Below are 19,787 nucleotides of genomic sequence, written 5' to 3'. Positions count from 1 at the left end.
AGGTTAGATAACCTAAACCTGCATGCCCATCACTTCCTGGTAAGCCGACACCAGTTTGTTACGCACCTGGATCCCCATCTGCAGGGACACCGACGCTTTTTGCAAATCGGTCATCACATCATTCAGGGCCACACCCGGTTCACCGAGGGTGAACTTCTCTGCCTGGGTCCGTGCGGCGGTCTGGGTATCGCTGATACGGTCAAGAGCGGCATGCAGTTGCCCTGCAAAGCTAATGCTCGGCTGTTGTTCTGCCACATTCTGATTACGGGCCGTCATCGCCGTTGCCTGCAACTGACTAATTACCCCTTCAATACCCTGTATAGCCATGACTCTCCCCTGGATGGTTTTTTACGCGGTCAAGACTAACAGCTTGTCAATAAGATAATGGCGGTAAATAGCGTGAAAAAACCAGGTTATTTGACGCATAGAAAATCACGAATCATCAAATAATGGCAGGGCCATCAATATGGAACTTTTGTCGTGTTTGCCGACCCGGGAGTCAGTTTTGTTTCTCTACACGAATAACGTAAACCACCAGGATTTAAGAGGTGCGCAATGAGTGCAACAGCATCGACAGCGCCACAAAATAAATCACTCGAGTGGATGAACCGCCTTCGCGCGAATCCTAAAATCCCGTTGATCGTGGCAGGCGCTGCCGCAATTGCGATCCTTGTAGCGATGGTCCTGTGGGCGAAAAGCCCTGATTACCGGACGCTCTACAGTAACCTTTCCGATCAGGATGGCGGTGCCATCGTCACCCAGCTTACCCAGATGAACATCCCTTATCGCTTTGCCGATAACGGGGGGGCGCTTGAGGTACCGGCAGATAAGGTGCACGAACTTCGTCTGCGTCTGGCGCAGCAGGGGCTGCCGAAAGGTGGCGCGGTCGGTTTTGAACTGCTGGATCAGGAAAAATTCGGTATCAGCCAGTTCAGCGAGCAAGTGAACTACCAGCGTGCGCTGGAAGGCGAACTGGCCCGTACCATTGAAACGTTAGGCCCGGTGAAAAGTGCCCGTGTGCACCTGGCGATGCCTAAACCTTCTTTATTTGTCCGCGAACAGAAATCACCTTCCGCTTCCGTTACCGTGAATCTCGAACCTGGCCGCGCGCTGGACGAAGGGCAAATTAGCGCGGTGACACATCTCGTCTCCAGCGCTGTCGCCGGTCTGCCGCCGGGTAACGTGACGCTGGTTGACCAGAGTGGTCATCTGCTGACGCAATCCAACACCGCCGGTCGTGATCTGAATGACGCGCAACTGAAATATGCCGCAGATGTTGAAAACCGTCTCCAGCGTCGTATTGAAGCGATCCTCGGTCCGGTCGTGGGTAACAGCAACGTGCATGCGCAGGTTACCGCGCAGATCGACTTCTCTAATAAAGAACAGACCGAAGAGCAGTACAGCCCGAACGGTGATGCCGCTCAGGCGGTGATGCGCTCTCGCCAGATCAACTCCAGCGAACAGTCTGGTGGTGCGTACCCTGGCGGTGTTCCGGGCGCGCTGTCTAACCAGCCCGCACCGGCTAACGCAGCACCGATTTCTACACCTCCGGCTAACCAGCAGAACGGTCAGCAAAATAACCAGCAGACGACGTCAACGGCCAATAATGCCGGTCCGCATACCAGCAGTCGTAACGAAACCACGAACTACGAAGTGGATCGGACGATTCGCCACACTAAACTGAACGTGGGCGATATTCAGCGTCTTTCTGTTGCGGTAGTGGTGAACTACAAGACGCTTCCAAATGGCAAACCGCTGGCGCTGACAGCCGAGCAGATGAAGCAGATCGAAGACCTGACCCGTGAAGCAATGGGTTACTCCGAGAAGCGTGGCGATAGCCTCAACGTGGTGAACTCACCGTTCAACGCGGTGGATGAGACCGGCGGTGAACTGCCGTTCTGGCAACAGCAGGCGTTTATCGATCAGCTGATGTCCGCGGGACGCTGGCTGCTGGTACTGATTGTCGCGTGGTTGTTGTGGCGTAAAGGCGTCCGTCCGCAGCTCCAGCGTCGTGCTGAAGCCGAGAAAGCCGCTCGCGAACAGATGAGTGCGCGTCAGGAAGTGGAAGAAGCGGTTGAAGTTCGCCTCAGCAAAGATGAACAACTGCAGCAACGCCGTGCTAACCAGCGCATGGGCGCTGAGGTCATGAGCCAGCGCATTCGCGAAATGTCAGATAACGATCCGCGCGTCGTGGCGCTGGTCATCCGCCAGTGGATGGGTAACGAACATGAGTAATACGCTTACAGGCACCGATAAAAGCGTCATCCTGTTGATGACCATTGGCGAAGATCGCGCGGCAGAGGTGTTTAAACACCTCTCCCAGCGAGAAGTGCAAATTCTCAGTGCGGCCATGGCCAACGTGCGTCAAATCTCCAATAAACAGCTGACCGAAGTGCTGGCAGAGTTTGAACAGGAAGCCGAACAGTTTGCCGCACTGAACATCAACGCCAATGACTACCTGCGCTCCGTGCTGGTCAAGGCGCTGGGCGAAGAGCGTGCCTCCAGCCTGCTGGAAGATATTCTGGAAACGCGTGATACCGCCAGCGGTATCGAAACGCTCAACTTTATGGAACCGCAGAGTGCCGCCGACCTTATTCGCGACGAGCACCCGCAGATTATTGCCACCATCCTTGTCCACCTCAAACGTGGTCAGGCGGCCGATATTCTGGCGCTGTTCGAAGAGCGCCTGCGTCACGATGTGATGCTGCGTATCGCAACCTTCGGTGGCGTGCAGCCAGCCGCACTGGCGGAGCTGACAGAAGTACTGAACAACCTGCTCGATGGCCAGAACCTCAAGCGCAGCAAAATGGGCGGCGTAAGAACGGCGGCGGAAATCATCAACCTGATGAAAACCCAGCAGGAAGAGGCGGTTATTACCGCAGTACGCGAATTCGACGGCGAGCTGGCACAGAAAATTATCGACGAGATGTTCCTGTTCGAAAACCTGGTCGAAGTGGACGACCGCAGCATCCAGCGCCTGCTGCAGGAAGTGGACTCCGAGTCGCTGCTTATCGCCCTCAAAGGTGCCGAGCAGCCACTGCGCGAGAAGTTCCTGCGCAACATGTCTCAGCGTGCGGCAGATATCCTGCGCGACGACCTTGCCAACCGTGGCCCGGTACGTCTGTCTCAGGTGGAAAACGAACAGAAAGCGATCCTGCTTATTGTTCGTCGTCTGGCGGAAACCGGCGAGATGGTGATTGGCAGCGGAGACGACACCTATGTCTAATGAGATGCCGTGGAAGCGCTGGACACCGGACGATCTGGCTCCTCCCCTCTCCGAATTCACGCCAGCGGTGGTATCGCCCGAGGCGCTCGACCCGGATGCTGAGCAGCCTGAACTGAGTGAAGAAGAGCAACAAGCACAGATGCTGGCTCAGCTGCAAATGCAGGCACACGAGCAAGGCTATAATGCCGGTCTGAACGAAGGCCGGCAGAAGGGCCACGAGCAAGGGTATCAGGAAGGACTGGCGAAAGGGTTAGAGCACGGTATTGATCAGGCGCGCCAGCAGCAAGCGCCGATCCATGCCCGCATGCAACAGCTGGTCAGCGAGTTCCAGCACACGCTGGATGCGCTGGACAGCGTGATTGCCTCACGACTGATGCAGATGGCGCTGGAAGCCGCGCGTCAGGTTATCGGCCAGACGCCAGTGGTGGATAACACTGCGCTGATCAAACAAATTCAGGGGCTACTGCAACAAGAGCCGCTGTTCAGCGGTAAGCCGCAGTTGCGCGTTCACCCGGACGACCTGCAGCGCGTGGAAGAGAGCCTGGGGGCGACGCTAAACCTGCACGGCTGGCGTCTTCGCGGCGACCCGTCGTTACATCACGGCGGCTGCAAAGTCTCTGCCGATGAAGGTGACCTGGATGCCAGCGTTGCGACCCGCTGGCAGGAACTGTGTCGCCTTGCGGCACCGGGAGTCGTCTGATGACCGCACGCCTCACCCGCTGGCTCACCACGCTCGACAACTTTGAGACGAAGATGGCGCAACTGCCATCTGTTCGTCGTTATGGGCGGCTGACGCGCGCCACCGGGCTGGTACTGGAGGCCACTGGCCTGCAGCTTCCGCTGGGGGCGACCTGCGTCATTGAGCGTCAGGATGGACAGGAAACACGCGAAGTCGAAAGCGAAGTGGTCGGTTTTAACGGCCAGCGTCTGTTTCTGATGCCGCTTGAAGAGGTGGAAGGCATTCTGCCCGGTGCTCGCGTATACGCTAAAAATATTATCGGTGATGGACTGCAAAGCGGGAAACAGTTACCGCTTGGCCCTGCCCTGCTTGGTCGCGTGCTGGACGGCAGCGGTAAACCGCTTGATGGACTGCCTTCTCCGGACACCACTGAAACCGGCGCGCTGATCACTCAGCCCTTCAACCCCTTGCAGCGTACTCCGATCGAGCATGTGCTCGATACCGGCGTGCGTCCGATCAACGCCCTGCTAACTGTAGGCCGTGGGCAACGTATGGGCCTGTTCGCCGGGTCTGGTGTGGGGAAATCCGTCCTGCTCGGCATGATGGCGCGCTACACTCAAGCCGATGTTATCGTCGTGGGTCTGATCGGCGAGCGTGGGCGTGAAGTTAAAGACTTTATCGAAAACATTTTGGGTGCGGAAGGCCGCGCCCGTTCGGTGGTCATCGCCGCACCGGCAGATGTCTCGCCGTTATTGCGTATGCAGGGTGCAGCCTATGCCACCCGTATCGCCGAAGATTTCCGTGACCGTGGCAAGCACGTACTGCTGATCATGGATTCCCTGACCCGTTACGCGATGGCACAGCGTGAAATCGCGCTGGCTATTGGTGAGCCTCCGGCGACTAAAGGCTACCCGCCTTCGGTATTCGCCAAGCTCCCTGCCCTGGTAGAACGTGCCGGGAACGGCATCAGCGGCGGCGGCTCCATTACCGCATTCTATACGGTACTGACCGAGGGCGATGACCAGCAGGACCCGATTGCCGATTCCGCGCGTGCGATCCTTGACGGTCACATTGTGCTGTCGCGTCGTCTGGCCGAAGCCGGGCACTATCCGGCCATTGATATTGAAGCCTCTATCAGCCGCGCAATGACGGCGCTGATAACCGAGAAGCACTACGCCCGCGTGCGTAATTTCAAACAACTCCTCTCCAGCTTCCAGCGTAACCGCGATCTGGTCAGCGTAGGGGCGTATGCCAAAGGCAGCGACCCGATGCTCGACAAAGCGATTAACCTGTGGCCGCAACTGGAGGCGTTTTTGCAACAAGGCATTTTTGAACGTGCCGACTGGGAAGATTCAATTCAGGCACTGGAGCTGATTTTCCCGCAGGTGTAACACAGGTGGAGGGCGAAGGTTATGGCGCAAAACAGCGCGTTATCAACGCTGAAAGATCTGGCTGAAAAAGAAGTTGATGATGCCGCATTGCAGCTTGGCGCAATGCGACGCGGGTGCCAGCAGGCTGAAGAACAGTTGAAGATGTTAATCGACTATCAGCATGAATATCGCACCAACCTCAATACCGATATGACACAGGGCATTGGCAGCCAGCGCTGGATTAACTATCAGCAGTTTATCCAGACGCTGGAGAAGGCGATAGAGCAGCATCGCCAGCAGCTTAACCAGTGGACCCAGAAAGTCGATACCGCGCTGAATTTCTGGCGCGAGAAAAAACAGCGGCTGCAGGCCTGGCAAACCTTACAGGACCGGCAGATTGCAGCCTCGACCCTGGCGGAAAACCGTCTGGATCAGAAAAAAATGGATGAGTTTGCCCAGCGCGCATCAATGAGGAAACCGGAATGATCACACTGCAACAACTGCTGATGAGCGACAGCGACCTGTCAGGCGGCACGCTGACAGGGAAAGGCACTGACGGTGCGCAAGACTTTCTCTCTCTGCTGGCGGGCGCCCTGACGGATGCAACCGGCAAAGGCAAGGATGCGCCACTGACCCTGGCTGACCTGAAAGCGGCTGGCAGTAAGCTGTCAAAAGTCGCTCAGGACGCCAGAGGCGATACCACGCTGCAGGCTAAAATTACGGACCTGCTCTCGCGTCAGGGTGCGCTGAATGGCGATGAAACATCCTCAACCACACCGCTGGAAACGCTGGTTTCCGGGCTGACACCGCTGTCAAAGGGAGATGCCCTGAAGACACTGAATACAGCCAGCAAAGATGACAGCAAAAGCGAACTGAGCGAAGAAGAGCTGGCAGGTTTAAGTGCGCTGATGGCGATGCTCCCCCACCAGCAGACCAGCACTGCTCACGCGACAGGCACTGACGGTATTACCGCGAAGTCTGTTCTGAGTTCAGCGACGCTTGCACAAAATGGCGCGGGTCAATCGTCCCAGAACACCCCGCTGGCAGGCCATGATAAAGCACTGCTTTCTGCGTCTTATCAGAGTCAGGCGAAACACAGCGACCCTGCTCTGCCTGACAACGCACCCGCGACACCGGTTGTGACCGTTGCAGCGGAGAAGCACGAACTCGCCAGCGCGTCGTCTTCAACATCGCCGACGGCCACCCTGGCACCAGTTATGTCCAGCCATACGACCAGCCAGCCGGCCGCCACTGTTGCCACTGCGCCGGTGTTAAGCCAGCCTCTGGGGACTCACGAATGGCAGCAATCCCTGAGCCAGCACATCACGCTGTTCACTAAACAGGGACAACAGACAGCAGAGCTGCTGTCTGCACCCGGAAGACCTGGGTCAGGTGCAAATTTCGCTTAAACTGGATGATAACCAGGCGCAACTGCAGATGGTCTCGGCGCACAGCCACGTGCGCGCAGCACTGGAAGCAGCCCTGCCGGTACTGCGGACATCGCTGGCTGAGAATGGTATTCAGCTTGCACAGAGCAGTGTCAGCAGTGAGAGCTTTGCCGGGCAGCAGCAGTCCTTCTCCCAGCAGCAACAGCAGGCTTCGCGTTCCGGTAACACCGGCGGTTTTAATGAAGAGAGTGATGAGTTACTGCCTGCCCCTGCCGCCCTGCAATCCGCAGCGCGCGGTAACAGTGCCGTAGACATCTTCGCCTAAACGCCAGAGGTAGCGTGATTATCCCCGTCTTTTCCACGCTTTGACGACAGCAGGACACGGGATAATCACCTTATTAAGCTGTACCGAAACAGGAAGCTCGTATCAGATGACTGACTCCGCTATCACCAAAAAAAGTAAGCGTTCCATCTGGATCCCGCTGCTGGTGTTGATCACGCTCGCCGCCTGCGCCACCGCGGGCTATAGTTACTGGCGTATGCAGCAGGAACCTTCGACCGCTGCGGCCAAAGCCGAACCTGCACCACCGCCGGCGCCGGTATTTTTCCCTCTCGATACCTTCACCGTGAATCTCGGTGATGCGGATCGTGTGCTGTATGTCGGTATTACGCTGCGCCTGAAGGATGAAGCCACGCGCGCACGCCTGAATGATTATCTTCCGGAAGTGCGTAGCCGCCTTCTGCTGCTGTTCTCTCGTCAGGATGCTTCTACGCTGGCCACCGATGTCGGCAAGCAAAAGCTGGTCGACGCCATTAAACAAACGCTGGCGACCCCGCTGGTAAACGGCCAACCTAAGCAGGAAGTCACTGACGTTCTGTATACAGCCTTCATTCTGCGGTAACGACATGGGCGACAGTATTCTTTCTCAGGCAGAAATCGATGCGCTGCTTAACGGCGACAGCGATAAGAGTGATGATCCGCAACCGGGTCTTGGCGGCGATAGCGATATTCGCCCCTATGACCCGAATACCCAGCGTCGCGTGGTACGTGAACGTCTGCAGGCGCTGGAGATCATTAACGAACGTTTTGCACGTCAGTTCCGTATGGGGCTGTTTAACCTGCTGCGTCGTAGCCCGGACATCACGGTCGGTGCGATCCGTATTCAGCCGTATCATGAGTTTGCCCGCAACCTGCCGGTGCCAACCAACCTTAACCTGATTCATCTGAAGCCGCTGCGCGGCACTGGACTGGTGGTGTTTTCGCCAAGCCTGGTGTTCATTGCGGTGGATAACCTGTTCGGTGGCGACGGGCGTTTCCCGACCAAAGTTGAAGGTCGTGAATTTACCCACACCGAGCAGCGCGTGATTAACCGTATGCTGAAGCTGGCGCTGGAATCTTACAGCGACGCGTGGAAAGCCATTAACCCACTGGACGTGGAGTACGTACGTTCTGAGATGCAGGTGAAATTTACCAATATCACCACCTCTCCAAACGATATCGTCGTCAACACACCGTTCCATGTGGAAATCGGTAACCTGACCGGGGAATTCAACATTTGCCTGCCGTTTAGCATGATCGAACCGCTGCGCGAACTGCTGGTTAACCCGCCGCTGGAGAACTCACGCAACGAAGACCAGAACTGGCGTGAAAACCTGGTACGTCAGGTTCAGCATTCGCAGCTTGAGCTGATCGCGAGTTTTGCCGATATCCCGCTGCGGTTATCCCAGATTCTGAAATTACAACCCGGCGATGTTCTGCCGATAGAAAAACCCGACCGCATTATTGCCCATGTGGATGGTGTCCCGGTGCTGACAAGCCAGTACGGCACACTTAACGGTCAGTATGCGTTACGCGTTGAGCACTTGATCAACCCGATATTGAATTCGCTGAATGAGGAACAGCCCAAATGAGTGACATGAACAATCCGTCCGATGAAAACAGCGGAGCACTGGACGATCTGTGGGCTGACGCGTTAAACGAGCAACAATCCGCCCCGAGCAAAAGCGCGGCGGATGCAGTATTCCAGCAACTTGGCGGGGGTGATGTCAGCGGCACGCTGCAGGACATCGACCTGATTATGGACATCCCTGTTAAGCTGACCGTGGAACTGGGACGTACCCGTATGACCATTAAAGAACTGCTACGCCTGACGCAGGGTTCCGTGGTGGCGCTGGACGGTCTGGCCGGTGAGCCGCTGGATATTCTGATCAACGGTTATCTGATTGCCCAGGGTGAAGTGGTGGTGGTTGCCGATAAATACGGCGTTCGTATCACCGACATCATTACCCCATCAGAACGTATGCGTCGTCTGAGCCGTTAAGCATGAAAACTCAGGCAACAATATCACAACCTTCTGCCGTCCCCGGCTCACCTCTGCTCCAGGTGAGCGGGGCATTGTTCGGTATTATTGCCTTTATTCTTATCGCCGCATGGCTGGCGAAACGCGTTGGTCTGGCGGGTAAAACCGCCGGTGCCCGCGGTCTGAAGGTCAGCGCCAGCACCACACTCGGGCCACGGGAACGCGTGGTCATTGTCGATGTGGAAGATGCGCGTCTGGTCCTGGGCGTAACCGCCTCAAACGTTAACGTATTACATAAACTGCCGCCCGCTCCTGTTGTGGTGGACGAGCGCGCAGACGCCCCTGCGGATTTCCAGTCCGTTATGAAGAGTTTGCTTAAGCGTTCCGGGAGATCCTGATGCGCCGTTTGTTATCCCTTACGCTTGCAGGCGTGGGCCTGTTTGCTCCTGCGGTTTATGCGCAACTGCCAGGTCTGGTCTCAACGCCCCTCGCTGGCGGCGGCCAAAGTTGGTCGCTCCCGGTTCAGACACTGGTTTTCATCACCTCGCTGACGTTTATTCCGGCCATCCTGCTGATGATGACCAGCTTCACCCGCATCATCATCGTCTTTGGTCTGCTGCGAAACGCACTGGGAACCCCTTCGGCACCGCCAAACCAGGTTCTACTGGGGCTGGCGCTGTTTTTGACCTTTTTCATTATGTCGCCGGTAATCGATAAGATTTATACCGACGCCTACCAGCCGTTCAGCGAAGACAAAATCTCCATGCAGGAGGCGCTGGATAAAGGCGCGCAACCGCTGCGAGAATTTATGCTGCGCCAGACGCGTGAAGCGGATCTGGCGCTCTTTGCTCGCCTGTCCAACACCGGTGAGCTTCAGGGCCCGGAAGCAGTGCCAATGCGTATTCTGCTGCCTGCCTATGTCACCAGCGAGCTGAAAACCGCGTTTCAGATTGGCTTTACCATATTTATTCCGTTCCTGATTATCGACCTGGTGATCGCCAGCGTGCTGATGGCACTGGGTATGATGATGGTTCCTCCCGCCACCATTGCCCTGCCCTTTAAGATCATGCTCTTTGTCCTGGTCGATGGCTGGCAGCTGCTGGTCAGTTCTCTGGCCCAGAGTTTCTACAGTTAAGGAACGGCGATGACACCCGAATCGGTCATGATGATGGGCACGGAAGCGATGAAAATCGCGATAGCCGTTGCCGCGCCTTTGTTGCTTGTTGCGCTGGTAACCGGTCTGATTATCAGTATTCTGCAGGCCGCCACGCAGATTAACGAAATGACGCTGTCATTCATCCCGAAAATCATCGCCGTGTTCGTGGCGATTATCGTTGCCGGGCCGTGGATGCTGAACCTGTTGCTGGACTATATGCGCAACCTGTTTACCAATCTGCCGTACATTATCGGCTGACCTGACGATGCTGCACTTCACCAGCGACCAGTGGGTTCAGTGGCTTGGCGTCTATTTCTGGCCAATGCTGCGCATCATGGCACTGATCTCAACAGCCCCGATTCTCAGTGAGAAATCGATCCCCAAGCGTGTCAAAGTGGGGCTGGGCATTATCATTTCCATTATCGTTGCGCCCTCTCTCCCCCCTGTGGATATTCCGATTTTCTCGGCCAATGCAATATGGGTGGCATTGCAGCAGGTGATGATTGGCGTCGCCGTCGGCTTTACCATGCAACTCGCCTTTGCCGCCGTGCGTACCGCAGGGGAACTCATCGGCCTGCAGATGGGGTTATCGTTCGCCACGTTTGTCGATCCCGGTAGCCATCTCAACATGCCCGTTCTGGCGCGCATTATCGACCTGCTGGCCATGCTGCTGTTTCTGTCGTTCAACGGTCATCTGTGGCTCATCTCCATGCTGGTGGATACGTTCCATACGCTGCCGATTGGCGAGAACCCGGTGAACAGCAATGCTTTTCTGGCGCTCACCCGCGCAGCAGGGCTGATATTCCTGAACGGGCTGATGCTCGCGCTACCGATTATCACGCTACTGCTGACAGTAAACCTGGCATTAGGTTTACTGAACAGAATGGCGCCACAGTTATCGGTGTTTGTCATTGGTTTTCCGCTGACGTTGACGGTCGGAATTTTATTAATGTCATTACTCATGCCACTTATCGCCCCCTTCTGTGAACATTTATTCGGCGAGATATTCAATCTGTTAGCGGATATTGTCAGCGAACTGCCACGTAAATAATAGCCCTCACTATTGATATTGTCTTTCTGAGGATATTCCTAAAATAAAACCCGAAAAACATCTTCCAGGATATATCTGACGCGGTTTAATTGTTTCTAACCACCTCACAATACTTAATAATTACTTTACTTTAAGAAGATTCCTGGCAAATTATACGTAACTTTACGGGATAGTGAGTCCGCCTGAAAGTCTTTGTCATGCTCACAGGTTTATTATTTTTTTCCATCCCGTATGGCTGTTTTGAGCTCTCAGGCAGATGGTGAATTATCGTTACGCATTGAGTGAGGGTATGCCATGTCAACGATCATTATGGATTTATGCAGCTACACCCGGCTAGGGTTAACCGGGTACCTGGCAAGCAGAGGGGTAAGAAAGAGAGACATCAACGATGCACACACCGTTGACGAACTCGCAGCCGCTTGTGACGAACTAAAACCAGGCGTGGTGTTTATTAATGAGGACTGTTTCATTCACGATCCAGCCAACAGTCAGCACATTAAGCAAATCATTAATCAGCATCCAAAAACCCTGTTTATTGTTTTTATGGCGATCGCGAATATCCATTTCGATGAGTATTTATTGGTCCGTAAAAACTTATTAATCAGTTCTAAATCGATTAAACCAGAGTCGCTGGATGACATTCTGGGTGATTATTTGAATAAAGAAGTTAAAAATGTAGGAGCGGTTAACTTACCCACCCTATCATTAAGCAGGACTGAATCAAGTATGCTGAGAATGTGGATGGCGGGCCAAGGAACTATTCAGATCTCAGACCAGATGAATATTAAAGCTAAAACCGTTTCGTCACACAAAGGAAATATTAAAAGGAAAATTAAAACGCATAATAAGCAAGTGATCTACCACGTAGTACGCCTGACCGATAATGTGACGAACGGGATTTTCGTCAACATGCGTTAGTCGCTTAAGACCCTGTGCACCCTACCTTTGATCTCTGGCCTGGCCAGAGATTTTTGCTTCTAGAGAGGTTGTCGGGCACGCGATGTGCTACCCGACGCCGTGCTACTCTGCTTTCTCAACAAAAATGCCGTCCGGATGCCCCAGTTCGTTAAAAAACCAGATGCCGAGCGGGTAGTCTTCCAGTGATACCAGGTACATTGTGCCTTCGCTAAACTCTTCAATTGCCAGTACCACACCCGGGCGGCGCGGCCCACCGTCCGTTTTAACGGTTACCCGATCGTTGACCTTCATACATTCCTCCTCTGGTTTTGAGCCAGTGTAGAACAAAACGCAAAAGCGCACATCGCCGTCCGGCGCGAATGGCGTTTTTATACACAGGCTATACTTAACCCTGGACACGTTTGTAGGTTGAAAGAGGAGTCCCGTAATGAAGACCGATAAAGCGTACAGCGACACTATCAAACGCGACGTCGAAGTGGATGTCGATGCCCTGCTGGCCGCCATCAATGAGATCAGTGAATCAGAAGTCCGTCGCATGGACGATAATTCTGACCGCGTCATTGTTAACGGAAGGGATTATCACACCTATCGTGAACTGGCTGAGGCTTTCGAGCTTGATATACATGACTTTAGCGTGTCTGAAGCAAATCGGTAGCACGAAAAAAATCCCGGTCATGGGGATGACCGGGATCAAAACTTGCTTATGCAAGAAGCACTTGAAATTCGTTACACCAGGAAACCTGATGTACACGCCACACTATCCCCAACAATTTTGTCTGACAAGCATATATTCTCAGAATGAATATAACATTTTTAACATATTGATTTTTGTTATGAGCGACAACATACGCCGAATGCGGGTTTGCCTGGGATAGTTCCTTTCTCCCGGGTTTCCATTTCCGTAATTTTTTAGGAATATTCTTAGTCGCTGACACATCCGTTATCTGGAGTCACTATGCCTTCACTGCGGGATACACTGCTGATTTTTTCTGATCTGGATGGCTCGTTGCTGGATATTCATACCTATGACTGGCAACCAGCGATACCCTGGCTCGACAGGCTACTGGATTACCAGATACCGATCATTCTTTGCAGCAGTAAGACGGTGGCAGAGATGCTTGAGATCCAGCAGGAACTGGGGCTGGAAGGTTTACCTCTTATTGCCGAAAACGGCGCAGTGATTCAACCTGATGTCCGCTGGGAAATGGGTAAGCGCCAAATCAGAGGGATGGCGCACCAGGATATCCGCCGGCTGATTGAGCAAATCCGCCTGCAGTTGCGCGTTAAATTCACTACCTTTGACGACGTTGATGAACGGGTGATCAGCGAGTGGACCGGGCTGACGCGCTATCGTTCAGCTCTTGCACGTAAGCATGAAGCCTCCGTCACGCTTATCTGGCGCGACACCGATGAGAAAATGGCTGAGTTTGAAGAGGAGCTGGCGCAAAGTGGTCTGAAATGCCTGCAAGGCGCCCGCTTCTGGCATATTCTGGACGCCCGCTGTGGTAAGGACGTTGCGGTTAACTGGCTTATTGAGCAGTACCATGAGCAGGAAGGTATAGTCCCTACCACCCTGGGGCTCGGCGATGGCCCAAATGATGCACCACTTCTGGACAGCGTGGACTTCGCTGTCGTCATCAAAGGGATAAACCGACAAGGTATCGTGCTGCGGGACACTAGCCCTGCGCGGGTCTATCGCACGCAGCAGCCCGGACCAGCGGGCTGGTGTGAGGGGCTGGATCACTTCTTGTCACGATCGCGCCAGATAACCTGATTACGTCCCCCCTGTTTTGCCAGATACAGCCGGGAATCGGCAATCGACTGCAGCTGTTCAAAGTTGTAGTTCCCTTTTTCATGGGCACAACTCACACCAAATGACGCACTGATATGTACTGTGGTGCTTTTTTTCACCAGAATCTCTTTGCTGTCAATTCTTGCGCGGATGCGTTCTGCTATCATCGAGGCCTCCGGAAGTGCCACCCCAGGTAATACCACGCAAAACTCTTCCCCACCGACGCGCCCTGCGACATCGTTTTCACGTAGCCCGCTGGCAATAATCCCGGCAGCGTGAGACAACACCTTATCACCCGCCTGATGACCAAAGCGGTCATTGATACTTTTAAAGTGGTCCAGATCTATCTGAATCACGGAAAACGGTAGCGACTGCTGCTGGCATTGTTGCGCCAGTATTCTGGCCCGTTCGAAGAGCGCACCACGGTTATTCAGACGAGTGAGCGGATCATGCCATGCCTGCCACTGCAGTGAGTTTTGCAGGGTATACATGTTGCTCACCATTCGACGGATCACCAGCCAGGAGATAAGCAGCATGGCCGTGAACAGCGCCCACAACAGCGCCAGCACTATGCTGATGCTACCGAAATCACCCTGAACACCCTCATGGAGGGTATGTACCCGCAGAACGACGCCATCAAAGTGATCGAGCCGTTCCCAACTGATAAAACGACTACCGAGACGGATACCACCTTCCGTATCACTTTCAATGGCATGCGCAATTTGCGCCATTTCGCGTTCGTCAAAATGGTTCATCAGGCTGGCCGGGGATTCCGAAGAGGCAATAATGTTGAGGCGCGAATCGTACAGCTGATATTCCCCTTCGGCATGATCGTCTGTTGCATCGGCCAGCAAACGCTGCATGGTGCTAAACGAAAAATCCATCGCCACTACGCCATACCAGTAATGTTCGAAATAGATGGGTATGCTGGCCGTAATCATGCGCTCATTGCCGGTCCAGGATGAAGCGGTGGAGATAAACCAACGCACCGCCCGTGCGCGATTATTGCGTTCCGACTGCTGCGTAAACCAGGGCTGGGTCACCAGGTGGTAATAACGCGTGATGATGTCGCCACTCTGTGCAGGTGTATCGGTGGAGAGATAAAACCCGGCACGGGAGATATAGATAACCCGCTCTTCATTCTGCGCAGCCGATGAGGCCAGACGCAGCAAATACCCTACTTCAAGCGCAGCAGATATTTCATTACGGATGCGTTCATCGTCACGGTTCAGGAGCGTGGTTTTTTCAACAAAAGCATCTGATACGCCATTGATGGGGAGCGTGCGTTCTTTATCCACCGCCAGTTGCCAGGCAGGCTGCTTTCGAAGGGTGTCAAAACGTACAACCGCATCATGCAAAACATCAAATGCCAGCGGTTTATGCAGTGCGTCCCGCATGCTGTTACGGAAAAATAGCGCCTTATCAACGCCAAATTGCAGCTGTCTGTCGAGCGAATTGGCAACCGTTTCCAGATGGTTACGCTGGCTGGAGATATAGGCCTCTTCCAGCACCACCACCTCGCGCCAGGTCAGAAGCGTGGAAAAGATCAGAACGACAAGAAAACAGGAATTAACAATCAGGCCAGGGTTGCTGCGCTTTTGCAGCCATTGTAAAAAAGATCGTCTTACAACAAATGTATCGCGCTGCACACACACTCTCCCTGATGACTGCCTGGACCCGGTACCTGAAATAAAAACGCCCGACAAAGCCGGGCGTTATGTGATTAAGCCTTGTCTCGTTTCTGCTGCCCGTCACCCGGCTGAAGCTCATCTTCACGAAATGCTTCCCGCTTGATGCTGTAGCCATCGTGCCACCGACATTCCACCATTCCACTGGAATACCCGGTGACAATCATTCGTGGGCCGCCCTTCTTAGGCTTAACTTCATCACTGACCAAAAAGACCATACCTGCCTCCTGTATCAGGGTGAAACTGTTTCAATTTAGACGAGGAACAGTCTTTTTGCATCTGTAACGAGTAACAATTAGTGCGCCGTGCCACGCATTTTTTCGACCAGCTTCACGACTGCCACCACGATAGCACCAATGATAAAGCCCAGCACAAGGTTAAGCAGTGTAGGCAGGATAGCCGCCACGATGGCCCCCTGCGCCGACGAGAAGTGTTCGATGGCATGATGCAATGGCGCAATACCGTGAACCACAATACCGCCACCAACGAGGAACATCGCCAGCGTGCCGACCACGGATAAACTCTTCATCAGCCACGGCGCCAGCACCAGTAAGCTTTTGCCGACCCCTTTTGCCACCACGCTCGATTTCTCTTCCAGCCAGAAGCCGATATCATCCAGCTTAACGATCACGCCTACCAGGCCGTACACCCCAACCGTGACCAGAATAGCGATCCCGGAGAGGATCAGAACCTGGTTCATCAGTGATGTTTCAGACACGATCCCCAGCGTAATGGCGACGATCTCTGCAGAGAGAATAAAGTCGGTACGAATAGCCCCTTTCACTTTATCGCGCTCAAAGGTTTTCGGATCCTGCGCGGCCAGTGCTTCAAGACGCTGCTGGCGCATTTCAGGCGTATCGCTCTTATTACGTGCCGCGAACGAATGCAGGACTTTCTCAACGCCCTCGAAGCATAAAAATGCCCCACCAATCATCAGTAACGGCGTGATGGCCCAGGGAATAAACGCGCTGATCAGTAGCGCCAGTGGTACCAGAATCACCTTGTTGAGGAATGAGCCTTTCGCTACACCCCACACCACTGGCAGTTCACGGTTAGCCCTTACCCCACTCACCTGCTGGGCGTTAAGCGATAAATCATCTCCCAGAACGCCAGCGGTTTTCTTCGCGGCCAGTTTCCCCATCACTGAAATGTCATCCAGTAAGGTGGCAATATCATCCAGCAATGTTAATAAGCTACTTCCTGCCAAAATCTCAATCCTTCTTTTTTTGGTATTTAAGTGAATAGTATGGAGCAAAAGTACAAACCCGGAAACAGGCACCTTTCGTCAACAAAAAATTCACATCAACTACACAATTAAAGGGCTCGCCAGCACGAAAGTTTTCGCGTTTACTATCAGCGACCTTTTTATTTCGTCGTGAGGGATTATGCGTTTCCGGCAATTGCTACCGCTCATTGGGGCACTCTTTTCACTGTATATCATCTGGGGTTCAACCTACTTTGTCATTCGCATCGGTGTAGAAAGCTGGCCGCCGCTGATGATGGCGGGGATTCGCTTCCTCGCGGCAGGGGTCTTGTTGCTAGCTTTCCTGCTGCTACGCGGGCATAAACTGCCCCCACTTCGCCCGCTGCTTAATGCTGCATTGATTGGCCTGCTGCTGCTGGCCGTGGGCAATGGGTTTGTGACCATTGCCGAGCACCAGAATGTACCGTCAGGGATCGCCGCCGTGGTTGTTGCCACCGTCCCGCTGTTTACCCTCTGTTTTAGCCGTCTTTTCGGCATTCGTACCCGCAAGCTGGAATGGCTGGGAATTGGTATTGGTCTTGCTGGCATTATTCTGCTCAACAGCGGCGGAAACCTGAGCGGGAACCCGTGGGGCGCCGTGATTATTCTGATCGGCTCTATGAGCTGGGCGTTTGGTTCCGTATACGGCTCCCGGATAGAGTTGCCCTCCGGCATGATGGCTGGCGCAATAGAGATGCTCGCTGCAGGGATTGTGCTGTTGATCGCCTCAACGCTGACGGGAGAAAAGCTGACGACAATGCCGGGTCTGTCGGGTTTTCTGGCGGTCGGTTATCTGGCGTTATTTGGATCGCTCATCGCTATTAATGCCTACATGTTCCTGATCCGCAATGTTTCTCCGGCCGTCGCCACCAGCTATGCCTATGTTAACCCGGTCGTGGCCGTGCTGCTCGGCACAGGATTGGGCGGTGAAACACTCTCGTCGGTGGAATGGCTGGCACTAGGGGTGATTGTTTTTGCTGTTGTGCTGGTCACGCTGGGCAAATATTTGCTGCCTGCCAAACCGGTTGTCACACCTTGCGAGGTGGAAAAACCGTAAGCGGGTGAATCCCTTGAGTATCGATCTGCGCGGTCTGACCGCCGCCGCAGATCCACTCTTCCAGCCGCTCTGTTAGATCGGCATCGTTCAGTTTTAATCTGCCTCTCAGGGCACACTCCCAGACGATCAGCACTCGCCAGCCCTGAGCAATAAGCGTGGTGAGATCCCGGTTGTCACGATCAACGTTCTTACCAATTTTCTCCAGCCAGAAATCGGTGCGTGTCGCCGGGACCTTGAACAAGTAGCAGTCGTGATGATGCCAGAAACAGCCGTGGGTAAAGATGATGCACTGGTACGCGTCGACAACGAAGTCCGGGCGACCCGCAAGCGCGGGGTCCTGCACGCGGAAATCAAACCCGGCCTGCGTCAGAAGTGCGGCCAGGCGTTTTTCTATTGCGGTATCACGCGTGCCGATGGCACGCATGTTTTTACTGCGTGTTGCTTTATCGTGAACATCCGTCATTGACGGCCTCACTCTGACGTAGCGCCACTGCCTGTTTGATGCGCGAGACCAGCAGTTTTGCCACCGCCGCAAACGCGGGAACCACCACAGAATTACCAAACTGGCGGTAAGCCTGCGTGTCCGAAACCGGAATGCGGAAGCTGTAGCCTTGCGGGGTCTCAAACCCCATTAACCGGGCGCATTCCCGGGGGGTTAAGCGTCGTGGACGATGACGCTGGTTGTCCGGGTCGTCGAAATTCTGCTCGCCAAGCGCCTTGTCCCAGCCTCTGTCGATCAGAATTTCTGCACCATCTTTATAGTAGCGGGCAGACAACGTACGGGTAACACTGTGCGGATCGTTTGGGTTTACCATCCCGAAACCGAAGCCGTTGCCTTTCGCCTGATGTTTTTTGGCATAGCGGTAGAGGTATTTCCATAGCACCGGGGTGAGGATAAATTTGGCGTCGACGGCAGGCTCAAGCAGATCAGCCACGGTAGGACGGCGCGCCGGATATAAAGAAGGAATATCACGCAGGGTGAAATCCCCTTTCAGATTGAGATCGCGGCGGAAACCCACCAGCACGATTCGTTCGCGATGCTGGGGCAGAAAATGTTTCCCATCAATGATTTTTGGGTCATCCGCGCCCATGTCCTGTGAGTCGGCCACGTCATAGCCCAACTCGTCCAGCGTTTGCATGATGATGCGGAAGGTTTTTCCACCATCATGGCTCTTTAAATTCTTGACGTTTTCCAGCACAAAAATCGCCGGTCGTCGGGCGTCAATAATGCGGGCCACATCAAAAAACAGCGTTCCCTGCGTATCACAGGCGAAACCGTGGGCGCGTCCGAGGGCGTTCTTTTTCGAGACGCCCGCCAGGGAGAAAGGCTGACACGGGAAACCCGCCAGCAGCACATCATGCGCCGGGATCGTCTGGCGAATGTGCTCCGCGGCTTGTGCATCGCTCACGCCACTTTTATGGCTCAGGGTGACATCGCGGATATCCGCGTTGAAATGATGTTCATGCGGATCGCAGTACCAGTTCGCTTTGTAGGTGCGCACAGCATGCTTGTTCCACTCGCTGGTAAACACGCACTGGCCGCCGATGGCTTCAAAGCCGTGTCGGATACCACCGATACCGGCAAACAGATCGATAAAGCGGAAGGCATAGTTCGGGTGCGCGGCTGAAGGGCGTGGAAGCAGGCTCTGCAGGTAACGAAACTCGCCTTCGCTCAGGCGACGCCCTGCCCGCTCGCTGGTCAGCAGTCTTTTCAGGATTGCCGGGCTCCAGTGGCTCTCACCGTGTGCCACCAGCTGATTTGCCAGGGTTTTGGCATCATAGATATCTAACAACTGGTGCAATAACGCCTGCACCGTTGCCGTTGATTTCTCAGCCTGCTCAGGTGCGGGCTCAGTCACTGATCGATTTTCCTGCATTCTTTTAACCGGACAATAAAGACTGGAAACAGATTACCACAG

Annotated in this window: 22 protein-coding genes and 2 pseudogenes; 17 read left to right on the top strand and 7 right to left on the bottom strand. The window is 54.3% G+C overall.

Annotation, left to right across the window (positions count from 1 at the left end; genetic code table 11):
* Window positions 1–12 precede the first annotated feature (12 nt).
* Complete coding sequence (gene fliE, locus V6E55_RS14055; RefSeq protein WP_028019587.1) at window positions 13–327, bottom strand: flagellar hook-basal body complex protein FliE; 315 nt, start codon at window positions 325–327, stop codon at window positions 13–15.
* A gap of 228 nt (window positions 328–555) precedes the next feature.
* On the opposite strand from fliE, the gene fliF reads away from it, so the two are divergent.
* The 14 genes and pseudogenes from fliF (at window position 556) to rcsA (ending at window position 12,088) form a co-directional block, all read left to right on the top strand.
* Entirely contained in the window at window positions 556–2,235 is a 1,680-nt protein-coding gene (gene fliF, locus V6E55_RS14050) for a flagellar basal-body MS-ring/collar protein FliF (protein ID WP_236920828.1), read from the top strand.
* Entirely contained in the window at window positions 2,228–3,226 is a 999-nt protein-coding gene (gene fliG, locus V6E55_RS14045) for a flagellar motor switch protein FliG (protein WP_023312301.1), read from the top strand. Before fliF ends, fliG begins: the two co-directional genes overlap by 8 nt.
* Window positions 3,219–3,926: a flagellar assembly protein FliH gene (gene fliH, locus V6E55_RS14040; RefSeq protein WP_114979711.1), complete on the top strand. Its 708-nt coding sequence runs from the start codon at window positions 3,219–3,221 to the stop codon at window positions 3,924–3,926. The genes fliG and fliH overlap by 8 nt, the downstream gene beginning before the upstream one ends.
* Entirely contained in the window at window positions 3,926–5,296 is a 1,371-nt protein-coding gene (fliI, locus tag V6E55_RS14035) for a flagellar protein export ATPase FliI (RefSeq protein WP_114979712.1), read from the top strand. The genes fliH and fliI overlap by 1 nt, the downstream gene beginning before the upstream one ends.
* A 21-nt stretch (window positions 5,297–5,317) precedes the next feature.
* Window positions 5,318–5,761: a flagellar export protein FliJ gene (gene fliJ / locus V6E55_RS14030; RefSeq protein WP_006811155.1), complete on the top strand. Its 444-nt coding sequence runs from the start codon at window positions 5,318–5,320 to the stop codon at window positions 5,759–5,761.
* Window positions 5,758–6,988: pseudogene (gene fliK / locus V6E55_RS14025) on the top strand (flagellar hook length control protein FliK). Before fliJ ends, fliK begins: the two are co-directional and overlap by 4 nt.
* A gap of 106 nt (window positions 6,989–7,094) precedes the next feature.
* Window positions 7,095–7,565 (top strand): flagellar basal body-associated protein FliL, encoded by a 471-nt coding sequence (fliL, locus tag V6E55_RS14020; protein ID WP_028019592.1) that lies wholly within the window; start codon window positions 7,095–7,097, stop codon window positions 7,563–7,565.
* A 4-nt stretch (window positions 7,566–7,569) separates the two neighbouring features.
* The gene (fliM, locus tag V6E55_RS14015; RefSeq protein ID WP_028019593.1) at window positions 7,570–8,574 is read left to right on the top strand and encodes a flagellar motor switch protein FliM; all 1,005 of its coding nucleotides are present in this window, start codon (window positions 7,570–7,572) and stop codon (window positions 8,572–8,574) included.
* On the top strand, window positions 8,571–8,984 hold the full coding sequence (fliN, locus tag V6E55_RS14010; RefSeq protein WP_114979714.1) for a flagellar motor switch protein FliN: 414 nt from the start codon (window positions 8,571–8,573) through the stop codon (window positions 8,982–8,984). Before fliM ends, fliN begins: the two co-directional genes overlap by 4 nt.
* A 2-nt stretch (window positions 8,985–8,986) precedes the next feature.
* The gene (fliO, locus tag V6E55_RS14005; RefSeq protein WP_316943119.1) at window positions 8,987–9,361 is read left to right on the top strand and encodes a flagellar biosynthetic protein FliO; all 375 of its coding nucleotides are present in this window, start codon (window positions 8,987–8,989) and stop codon (window positions 9,359–9,361) included.
* A complete protein-coding gene (fliP, locus tag V6E55_RS14000) occupies window positions 9,361–10,098 on the top strand; it encodes a flagellar type III secretion system pore protein FliP (protein WP_008500316.1) in 738 nt (245 codons plus the stop codon). Before fliO ends, fliP begins: the two co-directional genes overlap by 1 nt.
* Before the next feature lie 9 nt (window positions 10,099–10,107).
* Window positions 10,108–10,377, top strand: a complete 270-nt coding sequence (fliQ, locus tag V6E55_RS13995) for a flagellar biosynthesis protein FliQ (protein WP_008500315.1) — start codon at window positions 10,108–10,110, stop codon at window positions 10,375–10,377.
* Between the two features lie 7 nt (window positions 10,378–10,384).
* Window positions 10,385–11,186, top strand: a pseudogene (gene fliR / locus V6E55_RS13990) (flagellar biosynthetic protein FliR).
* Between the two features lie 278 nt (window positions 11,187–11,464).
* Window positions 11,465–12,088: a transcriptional regulator RcsA gene (gene rcsA / locus V6E55_RS13985; RefSeq protein WP_008500313.1), complete on the top strand. Its 624-nt coding sequence runs from the start codon at window positions 11,465–11,467 to the stop codon at window positions 12,086–12,088.
* 102 nt (window positions 12,089–12,190) lie between these two features.
* Here the strand turns inward: rcsA and dsrB are convergent, their stop codons facing one another.
* Window positions 12,191–12,379, bottom strand: a complete 189-nt coding sequence (gene dsrB, locus V6E55_RS13980; RefSeq protein ID WP_013097741.1) for a protein DsrB — start codon at window positions 12,377–12,379, stop codon at window positions 12,191–12,193.
* Window positions 12,380–12,515: 136 nt separating this feature from the next.
* Between dsrB and yodD the strand changes: the two genes are divergently transcribed.
* Complete coding sequence (yodD, locus tag V6E55_RS13975) at window positions 12,516–12,743, top strand: YodD family peroxide/acid resistance protein (RefSeq protein WP_028019596.1); 228 nt, start codon at window positions 12,516–12,518, stop codon at window positions 12,741–12,743.
* Between the two features lie 300 nt (window positions 12,744–13,043).
* A complete protein-coding gene (locus V6E55_RS13970) occupies window positions 13,044–13,862 on the top strand; it encodes a mannosyl-3-phosphoglycerate phosphatase-related protein (RefSeq protein ID WP_316943117.1) in 819 nt (272 codons plus the stop codon).
* Here V6E55_RS13970 and dgcQ read toward each other — a convergent pair.
* The 3 genes from dgcQ to V6E55_RS13955 form a co-directional block, all read right to left on the bottom strand.
* Window positions 13,829–15,529, bottom strand: a complete 1,701-nt coding sequence (gene dgcQ / locus V6E55_RS13965; protein WP_236920822.1) for a cellulose biosynthesis regulator diguanylate cyclase DgcQ — start codon at window positions 15,527–15,529, stop codon at window positions 13,829–13,831. The genes V6E55_RS13970 and dgcQ overlap by 34 nt on opposite strands.
* A gap of 74 nt (window positions 15,530–15,603) precedes the next feature.
* Window positions 15,604–15,786 (bottom strand): YodC family protein, encoded by a 183-nt coding sequence (locus V6E55_RS13960; protein ID WP_028019599.1) that lies wholly within the window; start codon window positions 15,784–15,786, stop codon window positions 15,604–15,606.
* 77 nt (window positions 15,787–15,863) lie between these two features.
* A complete protein-coding gene (locus V6E55_RS13955; RefSeq protein ID WP_114979719.1) occupies window positions 15,864–16,775 on the bottom strand; it encodes a DUF808 domain-containing protein in 912 nt (303 codons plus the stop codon).
* Window positions 16,776–16,953: 178 nt separating this feature from the next.
* On the opposite strand from V6E55_RS13955, the gene yedA reads away from it, so the two are divergent.
* Window positions 16,954–17,868 (top strand): drug/metabolite exporter YedA, encoded by a 915-nt coding sequence (gene yedA, locus V6E55_RS13950; RefSeq protein ID WP_114979720.1) that lies wholly within the window; start codon window positions 16,954–16,956, stop codon window positions 17,866–17,868.
* On the opposite strand, the gene V6E55_RS13945 is transcribed toward yedA, so the two are convergent.
* Together V6E55_RS13945 and V6E55_RS13940 are read right to left on the bottom strand one after the other, a co-directional pair.
* Window positions 17,840–18,331 carry a very short patch repair endonuclease gene (locus tag V6E55_RS13945; protein ID WP_316943116.1) on the bottom strand — a complete coding sequence of 164 codons (492 nt, stop codon included), beginning with the start codon at window positions 18,329–18,331 and terminating at the stop codon, window positions 17,840–17,842. The two genes, yedA and V6E55_RS13945, sit on opposite strands and share 29 nt — an antisense overlap.
* Window positions 18,312–19,727 (bottom strand): DNA cytosine methyltransferase, encoded by a 1,416-nt coding sequence (locus V6E55_RS13940; protein ID WP_316943114.1) that lies wholly within the window; start codon window positions 19,725–19,727, stop codon window positions 18,312–18,314. The genes V6E55_RS13945 and V6E55_RS13940 overlap by 20 nt, the downstream gene beginning before the upstream one ends.
* Window positions 19,728–19,787: the final 60 nt, after the last annotated feature.

Source organism: Enterobacter sp. 342, from assembly GCF_036663495.1.
In the GTDB taxonomy this organism is placed as follows: Bacteria; Pseudomonadota; Gammaproteobacteria; order Enterobacterales; family Enterobacteriaceae; genus Enterobacter.
Note: the sequence above shows the minus strand (reverse complement) of the source record. Positions and strands in the feature narration are given on the sequence as shown.

Coding starts and splice junctions, on each gene's coding strand:
- fliE (WP_028019587.1), bottom strand. CDS start 327: ATGGCTATACAGGGTATTGAAGGGGTAATTAGTCAGTTGCAGGCAACG.
- fliF (WP_236920828.1), top strand. CDS start 556: ATGAGTGCAACAGCATCGACAGCGCCACAAAATAAATCACTCGAGTGG.
- fliG (WP_023312301.1), top strand. CDS start 2,228: ATGAGTAATACGCTTACAGGCACCGATAAAAGCGTCATCCTGTTGATG.
- fliH (WP_114979711.1), top strand. CDS start 3,219: ATGTCTAATGAGATGCCGTGGAAGCGCTGGACACCGGACGATCTGGCT.
- fliI (WP_114979712.1), top strand. CDS start 3,926: ATGACCGCACGCCTCACCCGCTGGCTCACCACGCTCGACAACTTTGAG.
- fliJ (WP_006811155.1), top strand. CDS start 5,318: ATGGCGCAAAACAGCGCGTTATCAACGCTGAAAGATCTGGCTGAAAAA.
- fliL (WP_028019592.1), top strand. CDS start 7,095: ATGACTGACTCCGCTATCACCAAAAAAAGTAAGCGTTCCATCTGGATC.
- fliM (WP_028019593.1), top strand. CDS start 7,570: ATGGGCGACAGTATTCTTTCTCAGGCAGAAATCGATGCGCTGCTTAAC.
- fliN (WP_114979714.1), top strand. CDS start 8,571: ATGAGTGACATGAACAATCCGTCCGATGAAAACAGCGGAGCACTGGAC.
- fliO (WP_316943119.1), top strand. CDS start 8,987: ATGAAAACTCAGGCAACAATATCACAACCTTCTGCCGTCCCCGGCTCA.
- fliP (WP_008500316.1), top strand. CDS start 9,361: ATGCGCCGTTTGTTATCCCTTACGCTTGCAGGCGTGGGCCTGTTTGCT.
- fliQ (WP_008500315.1), top strand. CDS start 10,108: ATGACACCCGAATCGGTCATGATGATGGGCACGGAAGCGATGAAAATC.
- rcsA (WP_008500313.1), top strand. CDS start 11,465: ATGTCAACGATCATTATGGATTTATGCAGCTACACCCGGCTAGGGTTA.
- dsrB (WP_013097741.1), bottom strand. CDS start 12,379: ATGAAGGTCAACGATCGGGTAACCGTTAAAACGGACGGTGGGCCGCGC.
- yodD (WP_028019596.1), top strand. CDS start 12,516: ATGAAGACCGATAAAGCGTACAGCGACACTATCAAACGCGACGTCGAA.
- V6E55_RS13970 (WP_316943117.1), top strand. CDS start 13,044: ATGCCTTCACTGCGGGATACACTGCTGATTTTTTCTGATCTGGATGGC.
- V6E55_RS13960 (WP_028019599.1), bottom strand. CDS start 15,786: ATGGTCTTTTTGGTCAGTGATGAAGTTAAGCCTAAGAAGGGCGGCCCA.
- yedA (WP_114979720.1), top strand. CDS start 16,954: ATGCGTTTCCGGCAATTGCTACCGCTCATTGGGGCACTCTTTTCACTG.
- V6E55_RS13945 (WP_316943116.1), bottom strand. CDS start 18,331: ATGACGGATGTTCACGATAAAGCAACACGCAGTAAAAACATGCGTGCC.